Here is a 16,451-nt window from a genome sequence, read left to right as displayed (position 1 = left end):
TCAGCGCTGCATGAACAACGGCCCCGAGGGGCCGTTTTCTGTTGGTGGCCTGCTGTCGACCCGAAGCCGCTCTCGGCTGCGGCGATTTCGCAGGGCACAGGCTCAGATCTCGACCTTGCTGCCCAGCTCCACGATGCGGTTGGTCGGCAGGTGCAGGAAGTCCGCCGCCGCCGACGCGTTGCGGTGCATGCTGGCGAACAGCTTCTCGCGCCACAGCGACATGCCCGAGCCGATGGTCGGGATGATGATGTCGCGGCTCAGGAAGTAGCTGGTCTCCATGTCGTCCAGCTGCACGCCATGCGTCTTCAGCAGCGCCAGCGCCTCGGGCACGTCGGGCTCGTTCTTGAAGCCGAAGTGCAGCGACACCTGCCAACACTTGTTGCCCAGCGATTCGACCTCGCAGCGCTTCTCGAAGCCGATGAAGGGCACCTCGTGGTGCTTCACGGTGACGAAGATGTTCTGCTCGTGCAGCACCTTGTTGTGCTTGAGGTTGTGCAGCAGCGCGTTGGGCGTGCTGCCGCGCTCGGCCGACAGGAACACCGCCGTGCCCGACACACGCGTGGGCGGGTTGATGAACACGGCCTCCAGGAAGGCGGGCAGCTCGATGGCGTCCTGGCGCAGCTTGTCGGACAGCAGGCGCCGGCCCTGCTTCCAGGTCAGCATCAGCGTGAACACGCAGACGCCGATCAGCAGCGGGAACCAGCCGCCGTGGCCCAGCTTGAGCAGGTTGGAGGCGAGGAAGGTGACGTCGATGACGAAGAAGATGCCCGTGGCGGCGATGCACAGCGCCAGCGGGTACTTCCAGCCGTAGCGGATGACGAAGAAGGTCATCACGGTGGTGATGGTCATGTCGATGGTGACCGCCACGCCGTAGGCCCCGGCCAGCTTGCTGGACGAGCCGAAGAACACCACGGCCACCACCACCAGCGCGAACAGGCTCCAGTTGATGAAGGGCACGTAGATCTGGCCGGTGTCGCGCACGCTGGTGTGCAGGATGCGCAGGCGCGGCATGATGCCCAGCTGGATGGCCTGCTTGGTGACCGAGAAGGCCGCCGTGATCAGCGCCTGCGAGGCCACCGTGGCAGCCGCCATGGCGAGCAGGAACAGCGGGATCTCGGCCCAGTCCGGCGCCAGCAGGTAGAACGGGTTCTTGATGGCCTCCGGGTTGTTCAGCAGCATGGCGCCCTGGCCGAAGTAGTTGATGACCAGCGCGGGCATGACGATGCCGTACCAGGCAATGCGGATGGGCTTCTTGCCGAAGTGGCCCAGGTCGGCGTAGAGCGCCTCGCCGCCGGTGACCACCAGCACCACGGCGCCCAGGGCGACGAAGGCCACCCAGCGGTATTCCAGGCAGAAGTTCAGCGCATAGACCGGGTTGACGGCCGCGAGCACGCGCGGGTTGTCGAGGATGTAGGGCAGGCCCAGCGCCGCCAGGCTCACGAACCAGGCCAGCATCACGGGCCCGAAGGCCTTGCCGATGCCGCCGGTGCCGAAGCGCTGCACCGCGAACAGCCCGGCCAGCACCAGCAGCGTGACGGGCAGCACGGCGTCGTGGTACTGCGGCGCGTAGACCTCGATGCCCTCGATGGCGCCCAGCACCGTCATGGCCGGTGTGATGACGGCGTCGCCGAAGAAGATGGCCGTGCCGAACAGGCCCACCAGCATCAGCACGCGGCGCAGCGGCGGCTTGTCGTTCACGGCGTTGGTGGCCAGCGCCAGCATGGCGATCAGGCCGCCCTCGCCGTTGTTGTCGGCGCGCAGGATGAGCAGCACGTACTTGAACGAGACGACGACGGTCATCGTCCAGAACAGCAGGGAGAGCACGCCGAGGATGTTGTCCGGGGTGGTGGCCACATGGCCGCCGTGGAACACCTCTTTCAGCGCATAGAGCGGGCTGGTGCCGATGTCGCCGTAGACGACGCCCAGGGCGCCAAGGGTCAGGCCTGCTGTTGCCGAGGGGCTGCGGGCCGCGTGGGAAGAACTCACGTCGCGGAAGCCACCGGCTTGGGGTGGCGTTTGTTCGAAAGCCGCGATTCTGCGCCCGGTTTTGGGGATTTGTGCAGCGCAACAATCTTCGGGCGTCCACCCTTGACAACGAAAAACGGCGCCCGAAGGCGCCGCTGGCAGGCCGCCCGCCGGGTGGCCCGGCGGTGGCAGATCACTTGAACACGTAGTCCACCGACACGTTGAACCGGCGGCCCAGCTGGGCGGTGGTGCCCGCATCCCAGAAGGTGAAGGCCGACGGGATGTTGATGGCGCGGCGGTAGCTGTTGGTGACGTTGAGCAGGCTGGCCGAGATGACCAGGTCCTTGATGCCACGGTAGGCGCCGCCGAAGTCCAGCGTGCCCTCACGGCCGACGAAGCAGCCGTTGTCCTGCTGAAGCAGCACGTTGGCGGCCGTCGTGGAGCTCAGGCAACCGGCCGTGGTGGTGCGCCACAGGGCGTCCTGGTGGTTGTAGCGCGTCCAGGCGGACAGCGTTTCGCCCTTCCAGTTCACCTCCAGCGTCGCCTTGGTCTTGGGCAAGTCGGCCGTGGCCGTGCCGGCCAGGCGGTCGACGGTGCCGCCCGCGAGCACCAGCTGGTCAAAGCGCTGGGTGTAGGTGCCGCTGAGCTTGCCGCCGAACTTGCCCCAGTTGCCGGCCGGCAGGCGCACGTTGAGCTCGTAGTCCAGGCCCGCGGTCTTGGTGTACTGGAAGTTGCCGTACTGGCGGATCAGCGCCAGGATGGGGCCGCTGTTCTGCACGCCCGGCAGCCAGGTTGCCGGGTTGGGATCGCGGATGACGCTGGCGGCGTTGGCCACCGGATCGGCGTTGAAGCGCTCCATCAGGTCCACACCGCGCTGCACGCGGATTTCCTGGTTGCGGCGGAAGTACCAGGCGTCCAGGCTCAGGTCGATCTCCTTGCTCGGCGAGATCAGCACGCCGAAGGTGAAGGACTTGGACTCCTCGGGCTTGAGGTTGCGGTTGGCGCTGACGACGGTCGGGATGCTGCCGGCGGCGTTGGTGGTCGTGCGGCCCAGCACGTTGCAGTCGCGCAGCACCGGCGGGTCGGCACGGCTGACGCCGTTGTTGCAGCGCAGGTTGTCGACGACCGCGTAGTCCTGGAAGCTGTGGAAGGACGCGAGGTAGGAGTCGCCGATCTGCGAGATCGACGGCGCACGGAAGCCGGTGGCGGCGGTGCCGCGCACGGCCAGCATGGACGGGATGGCCGCCCACTTGAAGCCCAGCTTGCCGGTGGTGGAGTTGCCGAAGTCGCTGTAGTGCTCAAAGCGCAGTGCGGCTTGCAGCTCCAGGTCCTTTAGCACCGGCAGGCTCAGCTCGCTGAAGGCGGCGCTGGCCTTGCGCTTGCCGCTGGCACCGTTGGCCACCAGGCCGATGTAGTCGCCAGCCAGGTAGTTGGCGTCGGGTGTGGAGTTCAGCTCTTCCTGGCGGTACTCGGCGCCCAGCGCAATGGCGGCACGGCCGCCAGGCAGGCTGAACAGCTCGCGGCTGGCGCGGGCGTCAACGCTGGTGATCGTGGAGTCACCGGTGTTGATGGCGTCGGAGCCGATGCTGGCGATGGCTTCAGGCGTGTTGACCTTGCCGAAACGGTAGGTGCCCGACGCGATGGAGGCGGTCAGCTTGGAAGAGCGCAGGCGGTTCTGCTGCACGCGCTCGTTCTCCTGCTTGCTGTGCATGACAGCGGCATCGACGTCCCAGCCGGCGATGACGCCCTCGATGCCGAGCAGGAAGCGGCCGGACTGCAGCGTGGAGATGTCGTTCGCCGGCACATCCTCGAAGCGGTGGATCAGCTGCACGGGTTGCGCGTTGGCAGTGCCGTTGGTCGGGTTGTCCGGGTGGCCGACGGGCAGCACGATGGCGCTCTGGCGCAGGAAGGTGCCATCCAGCTTGGGCCAGGTCACGGCGGTCGGTGCGGTGGCCGCGCTGAAGATGCCAGTGGTCAGCACACGCGGCACGCCGCGCTCGGTGGTCTTGGTCTTGGAGACCATGACGTCGGCGTAGACCGTCAGGTCGTTGCTCAGCGCGAAGGTGCCGTGCAGCATGCCGCTGACGCGCTCCTGGGCGGAGATGGCCTCATCGGCGTTGTCCAGGTTGAAGCGGCACTGGCCGTCGCGCAGGCTGGGGCCGGTCGGGCCCAGGCCCACCGGGCGCAGCGGCACGCCCTTGCCGACGGTGAGCTCCGCCGGGCAGCCGGGCAGCGTGCCCAGGTAGTTGGCGCCGAAGGGGCTGTTGTTGGCCACCGAGGCGCCGTTGACCGTGGAGCTGCCCGCGGTGCTGGTCGGCACGCGGTAGTAGCTGCTGTACATCGAGGCGACCGAGTCCGGCGTGAAGCGGGTCAGGCCGTTGGTGGTGCCCGACGCGGTGGCGTTGAGGTAGCGGTCATAGGCCGCCTGATCGCCGCGGTCCTTCAGCTCCGAGTGCATGACCGAGTCACGCTTGGCGACGTCAATGCCGCCGAAGACGTTGAAGCGCTGCGTGTCGATGTTGCCGAAGCCGAAGGTCAGACCGCCGGTCTTCTGCACGCCCACGCCCTGGTCGTTGGCGCTGTAGGCCACATTGCCTTCCACGCCCTGGAAGTCCTTGCGCAGCACGTAGTTGACGACGCCGGCCATGGCGTCGGAGCCGTACAGCGCGGACGCGCCGTCCTTCAGGATGTCGATGCGATCGATCGCGCCCTTGGGGATGGTGTTGGTGTTGATCAGCGAGCCGCGGCCGAAGTTGATGTCGACGGCGCCGACCGGGGCGATGCGCCGGCCGTTGATCAGCACCAGCGTGCCTTGTGAGCCGAAGCCGCGCAGCGAGATGGTGGACAGGCCGCCCACGAAGCCGGTGGCCGCGCCGTCCTGGATGGAGCTGGCGTCCACCGCGCTGTTGGCGCGCAGCATCTCGTCGATGGTCGCGTAGCCGGAGCTGCGGATGTCTTCGCGGGTGATGGACTGCACCACCGACGGCGTCGCGCGGTCGATGCGCTTGATCAGCGAGCCGGTGACTTCAACGCGCTCAATTTTGTTGACCGGCTCGGTGGCGGTCTGGGCCTGCGCCTGGGCGGCAAGCAGGGCGAAGGCGGCGGCAAACCAATGCGGTCGCATCGGGCGGATTCGTGGCATGGTGGAGCTCCGAGAACAGCCGGTAGGCTGAGAAACAACGAAGCCACCACCCTACTGGCGCACCCGCCGGCCGCCGAAGGTCAGACATCAAAAGCCGCGTTTACCCTGAGCGTCCAGAAACAAAAAAGCAACATTTCCCGCTCCGAGGGGAGCGGGTTCAGGCGTCAGGCCGCCTCGACTTCTGCCTGCGGGTCGGTGGCCTCCAGCTCGTAGCTGGCCGCCAGCATGGCCAGGCGCGCGATGACGCCGTACATGTAGAAGCGGTTGGGCGCGCTGGCGCCGGGCTTCTCGCCCAGGCGCGGCAGCACCGGTGAGTCGGCAAAGGCCAGCGGCACGTAGCTGGCGCCGGGGGCGTTGAGGTTCTCGTCGATGCCGCGGTCGGCATGCACGCGGTAGAAGCCGCCCACCACGTAGCGGTCCATCATGTAGACCACCGGCTCGGCCACGGCCTGGTGCACGCGCTCGTGCGTGGGCACCCCCTCCTGCACGATGACCTCGGCCCCCAGGCTGTCGGGCAGGCCCTGGGCCAGGGCCTCGATGTCGCGCGCGTCGCGCACGGTCATGATGCTGCGGCCGTTGCTGCCCACGTCGCTCTTGATGATGACGAAGGGCTTCTCGTTGATGCCGTATTCCTTGTACTTGCGGCGCACCTTGGTGAGTTGTGCGTCAGCGGCCGTCTGCAGCGCCTCCACGCCCTTCTTGCCGCGCATGTCCACGCTCTGGAACATGGGCGTGATGAGCCAGGGGTCCATGCCCAACAGCTTGCCGAAGCGCTTGGCCACCTCGTCGTAGGCCTCGAAGTGGCGGCTCTTGCGCCGCACGCCCCAACCGGCATGCAGCGGCGGCAGCAGGTATTGCTCGTGCAGGCCCATCAGCTGCGGCGGCGTGCCGGCGGCCAGGTCGCTGTTGAGCAGGATGGTGCAGGGGTCGAAGCCCTTGATCATCAGCCGGCCGCGCTTGCGCACCACGGGCTCGATGACGAGGCTGCCGCCGCTGGCCAGCGGCAGTTCCTCGGGCGCGGTCTGCGCCGGGTCCAGCGCGCCCAGACGTACGTTCAGGCCAGCCTGCGTGAACACGCGCACCAGCGTGGCGAGATGGTCCAGGTAGAAACTGCAACGCGCGCCAGGCTCGGGGATGAGCAGCAGGTTGCGCGCTTCAGGGCAGATCTTCTCGATGGCTGCCATGGCCGCCTGCACGGCCTGCGGCAGCATCTGCGGCGTGAGGTGATTGAACCCGCTGGGGAAGAGGTTGGTGTCCACCGGCGCCAGCTTGAAGCCGGCATTGCGCAGGTCCACCGACGCATAGAAGGTGGGCGTGTGCTCCATCCATTCCAGCCGAAACCATCGCTCGGTGGCCGGCATGGACTCCAGGACGCGGGCCTCCAACTCGTTGATGGGGCCGTTCAGGGCGGTGATCAGATGGGGAACCATGGCGGAATGATCTCAGATGCGCAGCCGGCACCATCTGTGGGCGCCAGCGCAATTCACAAGACGCCGTCTGCGCACAGCGTGCAGCCTCGGCCGGCGTCCTTGGCGCGGTAGAGCTCGTCGTCGGCGCGCTGGATGGCGGTGGCCAGCGTCTCGCCCGGCAGCACGCGCACGGCGCCGCCGCTGAAGTCGACCGGGAACCCCAGGCTGGTCTCGCAGCGGCGCCTCAGCGCCTGGTGCAACCGGGCGTCGAGCCGACCGAAGGCCTCGGGCTCGCAATGCCGCAGCAGAAGGCAGAACTCCTCGCCGCCGTAGCGGCCCACGAGGTCACGCGCGCGCAGTTCGCCGCGCAGCACCTCGCCAGTCAGGCGCAGCACCTCATCACCCACCGGGTGCCCACGCTCGTCGTTGATGCGCTTGAAATGATCCAGATCCAGCATCAGCAACACCGCGCTGCCGTCGGCCTGCCCCAGCGCCCGGCCCGCGCGCTGCATCCATTCGCGGCGGTTGAGCAGGCCGGTCAGCATGTCCAGCGAGGCCAGCTTCACGAGCGCCTGCTCCGCCTCGTCGCGGTGCGCCAGCAGAAAGCCCATGGTGCCCAGCACCATCGTGGCGTTCAGCACCATCAGCGAGGCGAAGTTCAGCGGGTGGGGCGCGATGAAGCGCGGGTACACCTCGGGCCAGCCCAGCACGAGCAGCGCCCGCGCGAGCGTCAGCACGCCGTTGGCCACGCCGGCCATGCCGCACAGCCAGCGCCAGCGCACGCGGCGCGCACCGCGCAACAGCAGCGCGCTGCCCCACAGGATCTGCAGGCCGATGACGACATTGGTGGCGCCGGTCGCCAGCACCTGCTTGTCATACACAAATGCGTGCACCGCGCCCAGTACCAGCGGTGGCACCAGCAGCCACAGCGGCGGCACCGTGGTGCCCAGAAAGCGGCATACCGCCACCACCATGGCCGAGGCCGAGGCACTCAGCACCATGACGCCCAGCGTGGACAGCAGACCGGGCGCCGCGCGCGTCGAGACGATGAGCAGCCCGAAGCCCACGGCCTGCCCCAGCAGCATGAACTGCCAGGCCTGCAAGCCGCTGCGCACGCGCATGCCCACACAGACCACCAGCGCCAGGCTCATCAGCAGCGCATTGACCAGCACGGCCACCAACAGGGTGATGACATCCATGCGGCCCAGCATACCGGCGCCCTGGGTGCGCCCATGAAAAAAGCCGCCCGTGAAGGGCGGCTTGCTCGCGAGCGGGAGGCCGGCGCGAGGCCGGCCGGCGCATCACTTGTGGTACGCGGTCTCGCCGTGGGACGAGATGTCCAGACCTTCGCGCTCTTCCTCTTCGGTCACGCGCAGGCCGATGGTCAGATCGACCAGCTTGAAGGCGATGACCGAGACCACGCCCGACCACACCAGGGTCAGCAGCACGGCCTTGGTCTGCGTCCAGACCTGGGTGGCGATGGAGTAGGCATCCGGCGCGATCATCGCAACGGTGACCCAGTCGCCGACGGCGCTGGGGCCGCCCAGGCTGGGGCTGTTGAACACGCCGGTCAGGATGGCACCGACGATGCCGCCCACGCCGTGGACGCCGAAGACGTCCAGCGAGTCATCCGCGCCCAGCAGCTTCTTCAGGCCGGACACACCCCACAGGCAGGCGAAGCCCGCGACCACACCGATGACCAGCGCACCGCCGATGCCGACGTTGCCGGCGGCCGGCGTGATGGCCACGAGGCCGGCGACAGCACCCGAGGCGGCACCCAGCATGGAGGCCTTGCCCTTGAGCAGCGCCTCACCCACGCACCAGGCCAGCACGGCAGCGGCCGTTGCAGCGAAGGTGTTGATGAAGGCCAGCGCGGCGAAGCCGTTGGCTTCCAGCGCAGAGCCGGCGTTGAAGCCGAACCAGCCCACCCACAGCAGCGAAGCGCCCACCATGGTCAGCGTCAGGCTGTGCGGCGTGAACGCCTCACGGCCGTAGCCCACGCGCTTGCCCACCATGTAGGCACCCACCAGGCCCGCCACAGCGGCGTTGATGTGCACCACGGTGCCGCCGGCGAAGTCCAGCGCGCCCCACTGCCAGATCAGACCCGCCTTGGCGGTCATCTCTTCAGCCACAGCGGCCGAGGTGTAGGCATCCGGGCCCATCCAGTACCAGACCATGTGCGCGATGGGCAGGTAGCTGAACGTGAACCACAGCACCAGGAAGGCCAGCACGGCGGCGAACTTGATGCGCTCGGCAAAGGCGCCAATGATCAGGCAGGCGGTGATGCCGGCGAAGGTGGCCTGGAAGGCCGCGAACACGATCTCGGGAATCACCACACCCTTGGAGAAGGTGGCGGCGTTCGCGAAGGTGCCCGCAGCGTTGTCCCAGATGCCCTTCATGAACAGGCGATCCGTGCCCCCGATGAACTTGTTGCCCTCGGTGAACGCGAAGCTGTAGCCGTACAGGAACCACAGCACGACGATCAGCGAGAAGCCGACCATCACCTGCATCAGCACCGACAGCATGTTCTTGCTGCGCACCAGGCCGCCGTAGAACAGGGCCAGGCCCGGCAGCGTCATCAGGATGACGAGCAGCGTCGAGACCATCATCCAGGCGGTGTCGCCCTTGTTGGGCACCGGGGCGGGCGCGGCTGCGGCGGACGCGGCTTCCGCAGCGACCGCGGGTGCAGCCGGCGCGGCCGCGGAGGCCGCATCAGCGGCAGGAGCAGCCGAAGCGGCCACGGCAGCAGGCGCCGAGGCGGCGTCCTGGGCCCAGGCGGCCGGCGCGAGCAGGCCGGCGGCAAGCGCGAGGCCGGCGAGGAGTTTCTTCATGTGAGGTTTCTCCAGACGTTGTGAGTGACGGCGCCTCAGAGCGCGTCGTTGCCGGTCTCGCCGGTGCGGATGCGGACGACCTGGTCCAGCGGCGACACGAAAATCTTGCCGTCGCCGATCTTGCCGGTGCGGGCAGCAGACTCGATGGCCTCGATGACGCGCTCGACGACGTCCTCGTTGACGGCCGCTTCGATCTTGACCTTGGGCAGGAAGTCGACGACATACTCGGCGCCGCGGTACAGCTCCGTGTGGCCCTTCTGGCGGCCGAAGCCCTTGACCTCGGTGACCGTCAGCCCCTGCACGCCGATGGCGCTCAGGGCCTCACGCACCTCGTCGAGCTTGAACGGCTTGATGACGGCAGTGATCAGTTTCATGCGGTTCTCCAGCGCGGGAAATCAGAAGGCGTACTTCAGGCCGACGACGACCGAGGTCTTGCCCAGGAACTTGTCCTTGACGGTGTAGAAGCCCTTGTCCGCGTCGGTGCCGACGACGGCGATGCTGGGCGTCAGGGCGCCGAAGGACTTGGACAGCGTCAGCGAGTAGTCCGTGTAGGTGGCGGCGCCGCTCAGCGGGCCCTTGATCTTCTGGTGGCCGACGTGCGGCGCCAGCATCCAGCCGTCCGTCACTTCAAAGCTGGCCGACACGTCCAGGTAGCCGCTGCCCTTGCTGTCGGCGTTGCCGAAGGTGTCGGTCAGCGCGTGCGAGTACTTCACCGTGACCGGGCCGTAGCTCAGCGCGCCATACAGCTCGAAGGTGTTGGCGCTGGGGTTCAGGTTGTTGCTGGGGTAGTAGTACTGCAGGCCGCCGACGTCCAGCGTCAGGCCCGGGGCGACCTCGCCCTTCCAGCCGCCGTAGACGTCGATCTCGACGTCGGACTTGCCACCGAAGTCCTTGATCCACTTGATCGTTGACGCCCAAGCGCCGATGTAGAAACCGGCCGGTGCCGCGTAGTCCAGGCCGCCCTGCAGCGCCGGCTTCACGCGGGTCTGCGAGATGCCGCGATAGCGGTAATCGCTGACGACGCTGGCATTGAAGGTCAGCGGCGAGGCCTCCTGAGCAAAGGCCGGCAGCGCCGTAGACAGTGCCAGGGCGATCAGCGACGGGGAAAACTTCATGGCGGGGCTCCTAGTTCAAGTTGGTCAAGGTAGGGGGTACTCCAGCCCTTCATTGCAGCTTCCGTGCCAAGCGTCACGCCACGGGCGCAGCCGCACAAATCTGGGCGCCGCACGCCCACAACCCAGGCGGCCGCACCAGGGCAGCGCCCTGATGCCCAATTTCGCACCTTGTCGGTGCGCCGTGTGCAAAAAGCACACGCCCGACGCTGCGGACAGGCCCGCAAGCCCCCGCTAGACTGGCCCGCAACCAAATCGAGCTGCCCAGCACCATCCACTCCCGCTATCGATGAGCCTGGCTACCGTCCACTCCCGCGCCCTCGACGGCCTGGCGGCTGCGCCGGTCACCGTGGAGGTGCATCTCGCCAACGGCCTGCCGTCCTTCACGGTCGTGGGCCTGGCGGACACCGAGGTCAAGGAAGCCCGCGAGCGCGTGCGCGCCGCGCTGGCCAACAGCGGACTGGGCTTCCCGGGCAATAAAAGGATCACGGTCAATCTCGCCCCGGCCGACCTGCCCAAGGAAGGCGGCCGCTTCGACCTGCCCATGGCCCTGGGCCTGCTGGCCGCCAACGGCCAGATCGACCCGGCCCGGCTGGCCGGGCTGGAGTGCGCGGGCGAGCTGTCACTGGCCGGCGAGCTGCGCCCGGTGCGCGGCGCACTGGCGATGGCCCTGGCGTTGCGCCAGGCTGGTGCGGGGCGCGAGCTGCTGCTGCCCGAGGCCAGCGCCGCCGAGGCCGCGCTCGTCGACGGCCTGGTGGTGCGCCGGGCCAACCACCTGCTGGACGTCGTGGCCGCGCTGCAGCCCGAGGGCGAGGCCCTGCCCCGCGCGGCGGCGCTGCCGCGCGAGGCACAGGCCGGCCTGCCCGACCTGGCCGACATCAAAGGCCAGGCCGCGCCGAAGCGGGCGCTGGAGATTGCCGCGGCGGGCGGGCATTCGCTGCTGATGAGCGGGCCTCCCGGCACCGGCAAATCGATGCTCGCGCAACGCCTGGCCGGCCTGCTGCCACCGCTGGACGACAGCGAAGCCCTCGAGTCCGCGGCCGTCCTGAGCCTGACCGGCCAGTTCGACATCGCGCGCTGGGGGCTGCGGTCATTTCGCGCACCGCACCACTCGGCCTCCAGCGTCGCGCTGGTGGGCGGGGGATCGCCGCCACGGCCGGGCGAGATCTCGCTGGCCCAGCATGGGGTCTTGTTCCTCGACGAGCTGACCGAGTTCAACCGGCAAGCCCTCGAAGCCCTGCGCGAGCCGCTGGAGACCGGCCGCATCCTCATCTCTCGCGCCGCGCGGCAGGCGGAGTTCCCGGCGCGCTTCCAACTCATCGCAGCGATGAACCCCTGCCCTTGCGGCCACCTGGGCAACCCCTTGCGCGCCTGCCGCTGCTCGCCGGACCAGATCGCGCGCTATCAGGCACGGCTCAGCGGGCCGTTCCTGGACCGGCTGGACCTGCTGATTGAAGTGCCGGTCATCCCGCCGCGCGAACTGCAGGACCTCGCCCCCGGCGAACCCAGCGCCGTGGTGGCGCGGCGCGTGGCGGCGGCGCGCGAGCGGGCGATGGCGCGACAGGGCGTGGCCAACGCGCTGCTCCTGGCACAGGACCTGGCCGAGCACGCCGTGCTGGAGCCCGCAGCCAAGGCGCTGCTGGAACGCTCGGCGGAGAAGCTGGGCTGGTCGGCCCGCAGCTTCCACCGCGTGCTGCGCGTGGCGCGCACCGTGGCCGACCTGGCGGGCGCCGAGCTCATCGGCACAGCCCATGTGGCCGAAGCCATCCAGCTGCGCCGCGCGCTGCCCGGCGCGCTGGCGGCCTGAGCCGGAAAAAGGCGGCTCGACAGCCGCGCAGCGAACGGCTGAAATCCGCGCGCCCGCAGGCTGCGGGCCTGACAGCGGGAGGCACAGCACTTGGACACCACGACGCCTTATGCCGTCGACCCGGCGCACGTCATCGCCGACGAAGCGACCCTGCGCGGCCTGTTCGAACCCACGCACGCGCTGGCGCTGCAGAAATGCCAGGACCGGCTGGGCCGGCATGCGCAGGACTTCGTGCGCCGCTCGCCCTTCCTGTGCATCGGCACCCAGCACCGCGACGGCCGAGCCGACGTGAGTCCGCGCGGCGACCCTCCCGGCTTCGTCAAGGTGCTGGACGAGCGCACGCTGGCCATTCCCGACCGCCCCGGCAACAACCGGTTGGACAGCCTGTCCAACATCCTGGCCAACCCCAGCGTGGGGCTCATCTTCATCATTCCCGGCTATGACGAGACCCTGCGCGTGAACGGCCAGGCCACGCTGGTCACCGAGCCGTCCCTGCTGCGCAGCATGGCGGTGCAGGACCGCATTCCCACGCTGGCCATCGTGGTGCGGGTGACCGAGGTGTTCATGCACTGCGCCAAGGCCTTCCGGCGCTCCCACCTCTGGGATCCGGCGCATTTCCAGAACCGGCGCGACATGCCCTCGCTGGTGAAGATCATCCTGGACGAGACCACCGGCGCCCCGGCCGAGGCCGAGATGCGCAGGCTGGACGACGCGCTCGAGGACGCCTACCGCAAGACGCTGTACTGAGCGCCCGTCACAGCCGGCTGAAGCCGTTCTCGCTCAGGCGCACCTCGTCACCCACGCGCAGACCCGGGTCAGCGCGGCGCTCGAAGCGGCGCGTGCGGCCGTCGCGGTCTTCCATCTGCAGCACCCAGACCGTGTAGCTCGTCTGGTTCTTCTCGATCTCGTTGCCGGCATAGCCGCCGCCCACGGCGCCGGCCACGGTGGCCAGCTTCTTGCCGTTGCCGCCACCCACCATGTTGCCCAGCAGGCCGCCGACGACGGCGCCGCCCACGGCACCCACGCCGCTGGCTTCGCCGCGGCGGGTCTCGGTGTGCACGGCGGTCACGCGGGCGCAGCCCTGGCACAGCGCCGCGGCCACGGGCTTGGCGGCGATGGGCGCGGTGCGCGCCGGCTCGCGCGAGGCGTCTTCGCGGCGGTGTTCACGCGGCAACTCAGCCGCTGCCTGCCGCTGCGGGCCGGCATTGGCGGTGGCGGCGGGGCTGTCGGCGAGTTCGGCCGGCGGCGGGCTGTCGACGCCTTGCGAGCGGCCCACCGCGTAGGCGCCGCCGAGCAGCGCCATCACGACGGCAACGCCGGCAACGATCTGGGGGGCCTTGATGGGGGCAGTGGACATGCGGAGCTCCAACGGTTCTTGAGATGCCGTCAGCATGCCCAGCGCCGCCGGGCGCCCCTGTAGGACAGCGCCCCGGCCCGCCGGCCGCAAGGTAAGCAGATGCTTCGGGAGCGGGATCAGCCCAGCAGCGGCGCCAGCGCGCGGCGCGCGTCGGCCTCGCTCAGGCCGCAGCGCGCGGCCCAGTCGGCCAGCTGGTCGTCGCCGATGCGGCCGACGTTGAAGTAGGCCGCATCCGGGTGTGCCAGGTAGAAGCCGCTCACGCTGGCGGCCGGCGTCATGGCCATGCTGTCGGTCAGGCCCATGCCGATCTCGTCCGGCGCCAGCACCTTGAACAGGTCGGCCTTGGCAAGGTGGTCCGGGCAGGCCGGGTAGCCCGGCGCCGGGCGGATGCCGCTGTACTGCTCGGCGATCAGCGCCTCGTTGCTCAGCGCCTCGTCCGGCGCATAGCCCCAGAACTCGCGGCGCACGCGCTCGTGCAGCCACTCGGCGGCGGCTTCGGCGAGGCGGTCGGCCAGCGCCTTCAGCATGATGGACGCGTAGTCGTCATGCGCGGCCAGGAACTGCGCCTCCTTCTTGTCCACGCCCAGGCCCGCCGTCACGGCGAACAGGCCGATGTGGTCGCCCTGCTCGGCGACGAAGTCGGACAGGCAGCGGTTGGGGCGCTTCACACCGTCCACCACCGGACGCTCGGACTGCATGCGCAGGCCGCGCCAGGTCATGGGCGGCTCGCTGTGGATGGCGATGTCGTCGCCCTCGCGGGCCGCCGGGTAGAGGCCGAACACCGCATGCGCCTGCAGCCAGCGACCGTCGATGATCTTCTTCAACATGGCCTGCGCATCGGCCAACACCTTGCGCGCCTCGGTGCCGACGATCTCGTCGTCCAGGATGGCGGGGTAGGGGCCGGCCAGGTCCCAGGTCTGGAAGAACGGGCCCCAGTCGATGTACTTGGCCAGCTCGGCCAGGTCCAGGTTCTTCAGCACGCGGCGCCCGGTGAACTTCGGGGCGGGCGGCACGCGGCTCAGGTCCAGCGGCGCGGCGTTGGCGCGGGCGGCGGCCAGCGTGACCAAGGGGGTTTGTTTCTTGTTGGCGTGCAGTGCACGGGTCTTCTCGATGTCTGCGCGCAGCTCGGCGATGTAGGCGGCCGCGCGCTCGTCGGACAGCAGCTCCGAGCACACGCCCACGGCGCGCGAGGCGTCGGGCACGTAGACCACCGGGCCGTCGTAGTGCGGCGAGATCTTGACGGCGGTGTGCACGCGGCTGGTGGTGGCGCCGCCGATCAGCAGCGGCATGTGGCGCGACCGGAAGTAGTCGTCGCGCTGCATCTCGGCCGCCACGTGCTGCATCTCTTCGAGGCTGGGCGTGATGAGGCCGGACAGGCCGATGATGTCCGCGCCCTCTTCCTTGGCCTTCTTCAGGATGTCCTGGGCCGGCACCATCACGCCCATGTTCACGACCTCGTAGTTGTTGCACTGCAGGACCACCGTGACGATGTTCTTGCCGATGTCGTGCACATCACCCTTGACGGTGGCGATGACGATCTTGCCCTTGGGCTTCACGTCACCGCCGGCCGCTTCCAGCTGGCGCTTTTCTTCCTCGATGTAGGGCACGAGGTGGGCCACCGCGCTCTTCATCACGCGGGCGCTCTTGACCACCTGGGGCAGGAACATCTTGCCCTGGCCGAACAGGTCGCCGACGACGTTCATGCCGGCCATCAGCGGGCCTTCGATGACGTGCAGCGGCCGGCCGCCGGTAGCCTTGATGGCCTGCCAGGCTTCTTCGGTGTCGTCGACGATGAAGTCGGTGATGCCGTGCACCAGCGCGTGCGACAGCCGCGCGTTGACATCACCTGCGCGCCAAGCCAGGCGGGCCGAGTCGTCCTTGCCCGCGCTCTTGGCGCGGTCGGCGATTTCGATCAAGCGCTCGCCCGCATCGGGGCGGCGGTTCAACACCACGTCTTCCACGCGCTCGCGCAGCTCGGCGTCGAGGTCGTCGTAGACGCCCACCATGCCGGCATTGACGATGCCCATGTCCATGCCCGCCTGGATGGCGTGGTACAGGAACACCGTGTGGATGGCCTCCCGCACCGGCTCGTTGCCGCGGAAGCTGAACGACACGTTGGACACGCCGCCCGACACCTTGGCCCCGGGCAGGTTCTGCTTGATCCAGCGCGTAGCCTCGATGAAGTCCACCGCGTAGTTGTCGTGCTCCTCGATGCCCGTCGCGATCGCGAAGATGTTGGGGTCGAAGATGATGTCCTCGGGCGGGAAGTCCACCTCATCCACCAGGATGCGGTAGGCCCGCGCGCAGATCTCGGTCTTGCGGGCGAAGGTGTCAGCCTGGCCCTGCTCGTCGAAGGCCATGACGACCGCCGCCGCGCCGTAGCGCTTCACCAGCCGCGCCTGGCGGCGGAACTCGTCCTCGCCTTCCTTCAGTGAGATGGAGTTGACGATGCCCTTGCCCTGGATGCACTTCAGGCCCGCCTCGATGACGCTCCACTTGGACGAGTCCACCATCACCGGCACGCGGGCGATCTCGGGCTCGCTGGCCATCAGGTTCAGGAAGCGCACCATGGCCGCCTGACTGTCCAGCATGGCCTCGTCCATGTTCACGTCGATGACCTGGGCGCCGTTCTCCACCTGCTGGCGGGCCACGGCCAGCGCCTCCTCGAACTGCCCCGCCAGGATCATGCGGGCAAAGGCCTTGGAGCCGGTGACGTTGGTGCGCTCGCCGATGTTGACGAACAGCGAGCCCTCGCCGATGGCGACGGGCTCCAGGCCGGAGAGCTTCAGGGGGGGCGGCGAAATGGTCATCGAGGCGGCTCGGGCTGA

At 68.8% G+C, this 16,451-nt stretch carries 11 protein-coding genes; 2 read left to right on the top strand and 9 right to left on the bottom strand.

Annotated features, from left to right (window positions below; genetic code table 11):
• Positions 1-102: 102 nt before the first annotated feature.
• The 7 genes from NYO99_RS08500 to NYO99_RS08470 form a co-directional block, all read right to left on the bottom strand.
• Complete coding sequence (locus NYO99_RS08500; protein ID WP_268166735.1) at positions 103-1,986, bottom strand: potassium transporter Kup; 1,884 nt, start codon at positions 1,984-1,986, stop codon at positions 103-105.
• A 172-nt stretch (positions 1,987-2,158) separates the two neighbouring features.
• The gene (locus tag NYO99_RS08495; RefSeq protein ID WP_268166734.1) at positions 2,159-5,107 is read right to left on the bottom strand and encodes a TonB-dependent receptor domain-containing protein; all 2,949 of its coding nucleotides are present in this window, start codon (positions 5,105-5,107) and stop codon (positions 2,159-2,161) included.
• 164 nt (positions 5,108-5,271) lie between these two features.
• Positions 5,272-6,537, bottom strand: coding sequence for a glutamate--cysteine ligase (gene gshA, locus NYO99_RS08490; RefSeq protein WP_268166733.1), 1,266 nt, complete (start codon positions 6,535-6,537; stop codon positions 5,272-5,274).
• 53 nt (positions 6,538-6,590) lie between these two features.
• Positions 6,591-7,715: a GGDEF domain-containing protein gene (locus NYO99_RS08485; protein WP_268166732.1), complete on the bottom strand. Its 1,125-nt coding sequence runs from the start codon at positions 7,713-7,715 to the stop codon at positions 6,591-6,593.
• A 102-nt stretch (positions 7,716-7,817) separates the two neighbouring features.
• Positions 7,818-9,347 (bottom strand): ammonium transporter, encoded by a 1,530-nt coding sequence (locus tag NYO99_RS08480; RefSeq protein ID WP_268166731.1) that lies wholly within the window; start codon positions 9,345-9,347, stop codon positions 7,818-7,820.
• A 35-nt stretch (positions 9,348-9,382) separates the two neighbouring features.
• The gene (gene glnK, locus NYO99_RS08475) at positions 9,383-9,721 is read right to left on the bottom strand and encodes a P-II family nitrogen regulator (protein ID WP_268166730.1); all 339 of its coding nucleotides are present in this window, start codon (positions 9,719-9,721) and stop codon (positions 9,383-9,385) included.
• Between the two features lie 21 nt (positions 9,722-9,742).
• Positions 9,743-10,462: a TorF family putative porin gene (locus NYO99_RS08470; RefSeq protein WP_268166729.1), complete on the bottom strand. Its 720-nt coding sequence runs from the start codon at positions 10,460-10,462 to the stop codon at positions 9,743-9,745.
• 286 nt (positions 10,463-10,748) lie between these two features.
• On the opposite strand from NYO99_RS08470, the gene NYO99_RS08465 reads away from it, so the two are divergent.
• Together NYO99_RS08465 and NYO99_RS08460 are read left to right on the top strand one after the other, a co-directional pair.
• Positions 10,749-12,266, top strand: coding sequence for a YifB family Mg chelatase-like AAA ATPase (locus NYO99_RS08465; protein WP_268166728.1), 1,518 nt, complete (start codon positions 10,749-10,751; stop codon positions 12,264-12,266).
• A gap of 90 nt (positions 12,267-12,356) precedes the next feature.
• Positions 12,357-13,013, top strand: a complete 657-nt coding sequence (locus NYO99_RS08460) for a pyridoxamine 5'-phosphate oxidase family protein (protein ID WP_268166727.1) — start codon at positions 12,357-12,359, stop codon at positions 13,011-13,013.
• Between the two features lie 7 nt (positions 13,014-13,020).
• On the opposite strand, the gene NYO99_RS08455 is transcribed toward NYO99_RS08460, so the two are convergent.
• Both NYO99_RS08455 and metH read right to left on the bottom strand, forming a co-directional pair.
• Positions 13,021-13,623, bottom strand: coding sequence for a glycine zipper 2TM domain-containing protein (locus tag NYO99_RS08455; protein ID WP_268166726.1), 603 nt, complete (start codon positions 13,621-13,623; stop codon positions 13,021-13,023).
• Positions 13,624-13,739: 116 nt separating this feature from the next.
• Complete coding sequence (metH, locus tag NYO99_RS08450) at positions 13,740-16,433, bottom strand: methionine synthase (RefSeq protein ID WP_268166725.1); 2,694 nt, start codon at positions 16,431-16,433, stop codon at positions 13,740-13,742.
• Between the last annotated feature and the right edge of the window lie 18 nt (positions 16,434-16,451).

It is taken from the genome of Roseateles hydrophilus (assembly GCF_026712245.1).
Lineage (GTDB): Bacteria > Pseudomonadota > Gammaproteobacteria > Burkholderiales > Burkholderiaceae_C > Pelomonas > Pelomonas hydrophilus.
Note: the sequence above shows the minus strand (reverse complement) of the source record. Positions and strands in the feature narration are given on the sequence as shown.

What these genes read in the sequence shown, in the direction of transcription:
- NYO99_RS08495 (WP_268166734.1), bottom strand. Translation starts at nt 5,107, where the DNA reads ATGCCACGAATCCGCCCGATGCGACCGCATTGGTTTGCCGCCGCCTTC.
- gshA (WP_268166733.1), bottom strand. Translation starts at nt 6,537, where the DNA reads ATGGTTCCCCATCTGATCACCGCCCTGAACGGCCCCATCAACGAGTTG.
- NYO99_RS08485 (WP_268166732.1), bottom strand. Translation starts at nt 7,715, where the DNA reads ATGGATGTCATCACCCTGTTGGTGGCCGTGCTGGTCAATGCGCTGCTG.
- NYO99_RS08480 (WP_268166731.1), bottom strand. Translation starts at nt 9,347, where the DNA reads ATGAAGAAACTCCTCGCCGGCCTCGCGCTTGCCGCCGGCCTGCTCGCG.
- glnK (WP_268166730.1), bottom strand. Translation starts at nt 9,721, where the DNA reads ATGAAACTGATCACTGCCGTCATCAAGCCGTTCAAGCTCGACGAGGTG.
- NYO99_RS08470 (WP_268166729.1), bottom strand. Translation starts at nt 10,462, where the DNA reads ATGAAGTTTTCCCCGTCGCTGATCGCCCTGGCACTGTCTACGGCGCTG.
- NYO99_RS08465 (WP_268166728.1), top strand. Translation starts at nt 10,749, where the DNA reads ATGAGCCTGGCTACCGTCCACTCCCGCGCCCTCGACGGCCTGGCGGCT.
- NYO99_RS08455 (WP_268166726.1), bottom strand. Translation starts at nt 13,623, where the DNA reads ATGTCCACTGCCCCCATCAAGGCCCCCCAGATCGTTGCCGGCGTTGCC.
- metH (WP_268166725.1), bottom strand. Translation starts at nt 16,433, where the DNA reads ATGACCATTTCGCCGCCCCCCCTGAAGCTCTCCGGCCTGGAGCCCGTC.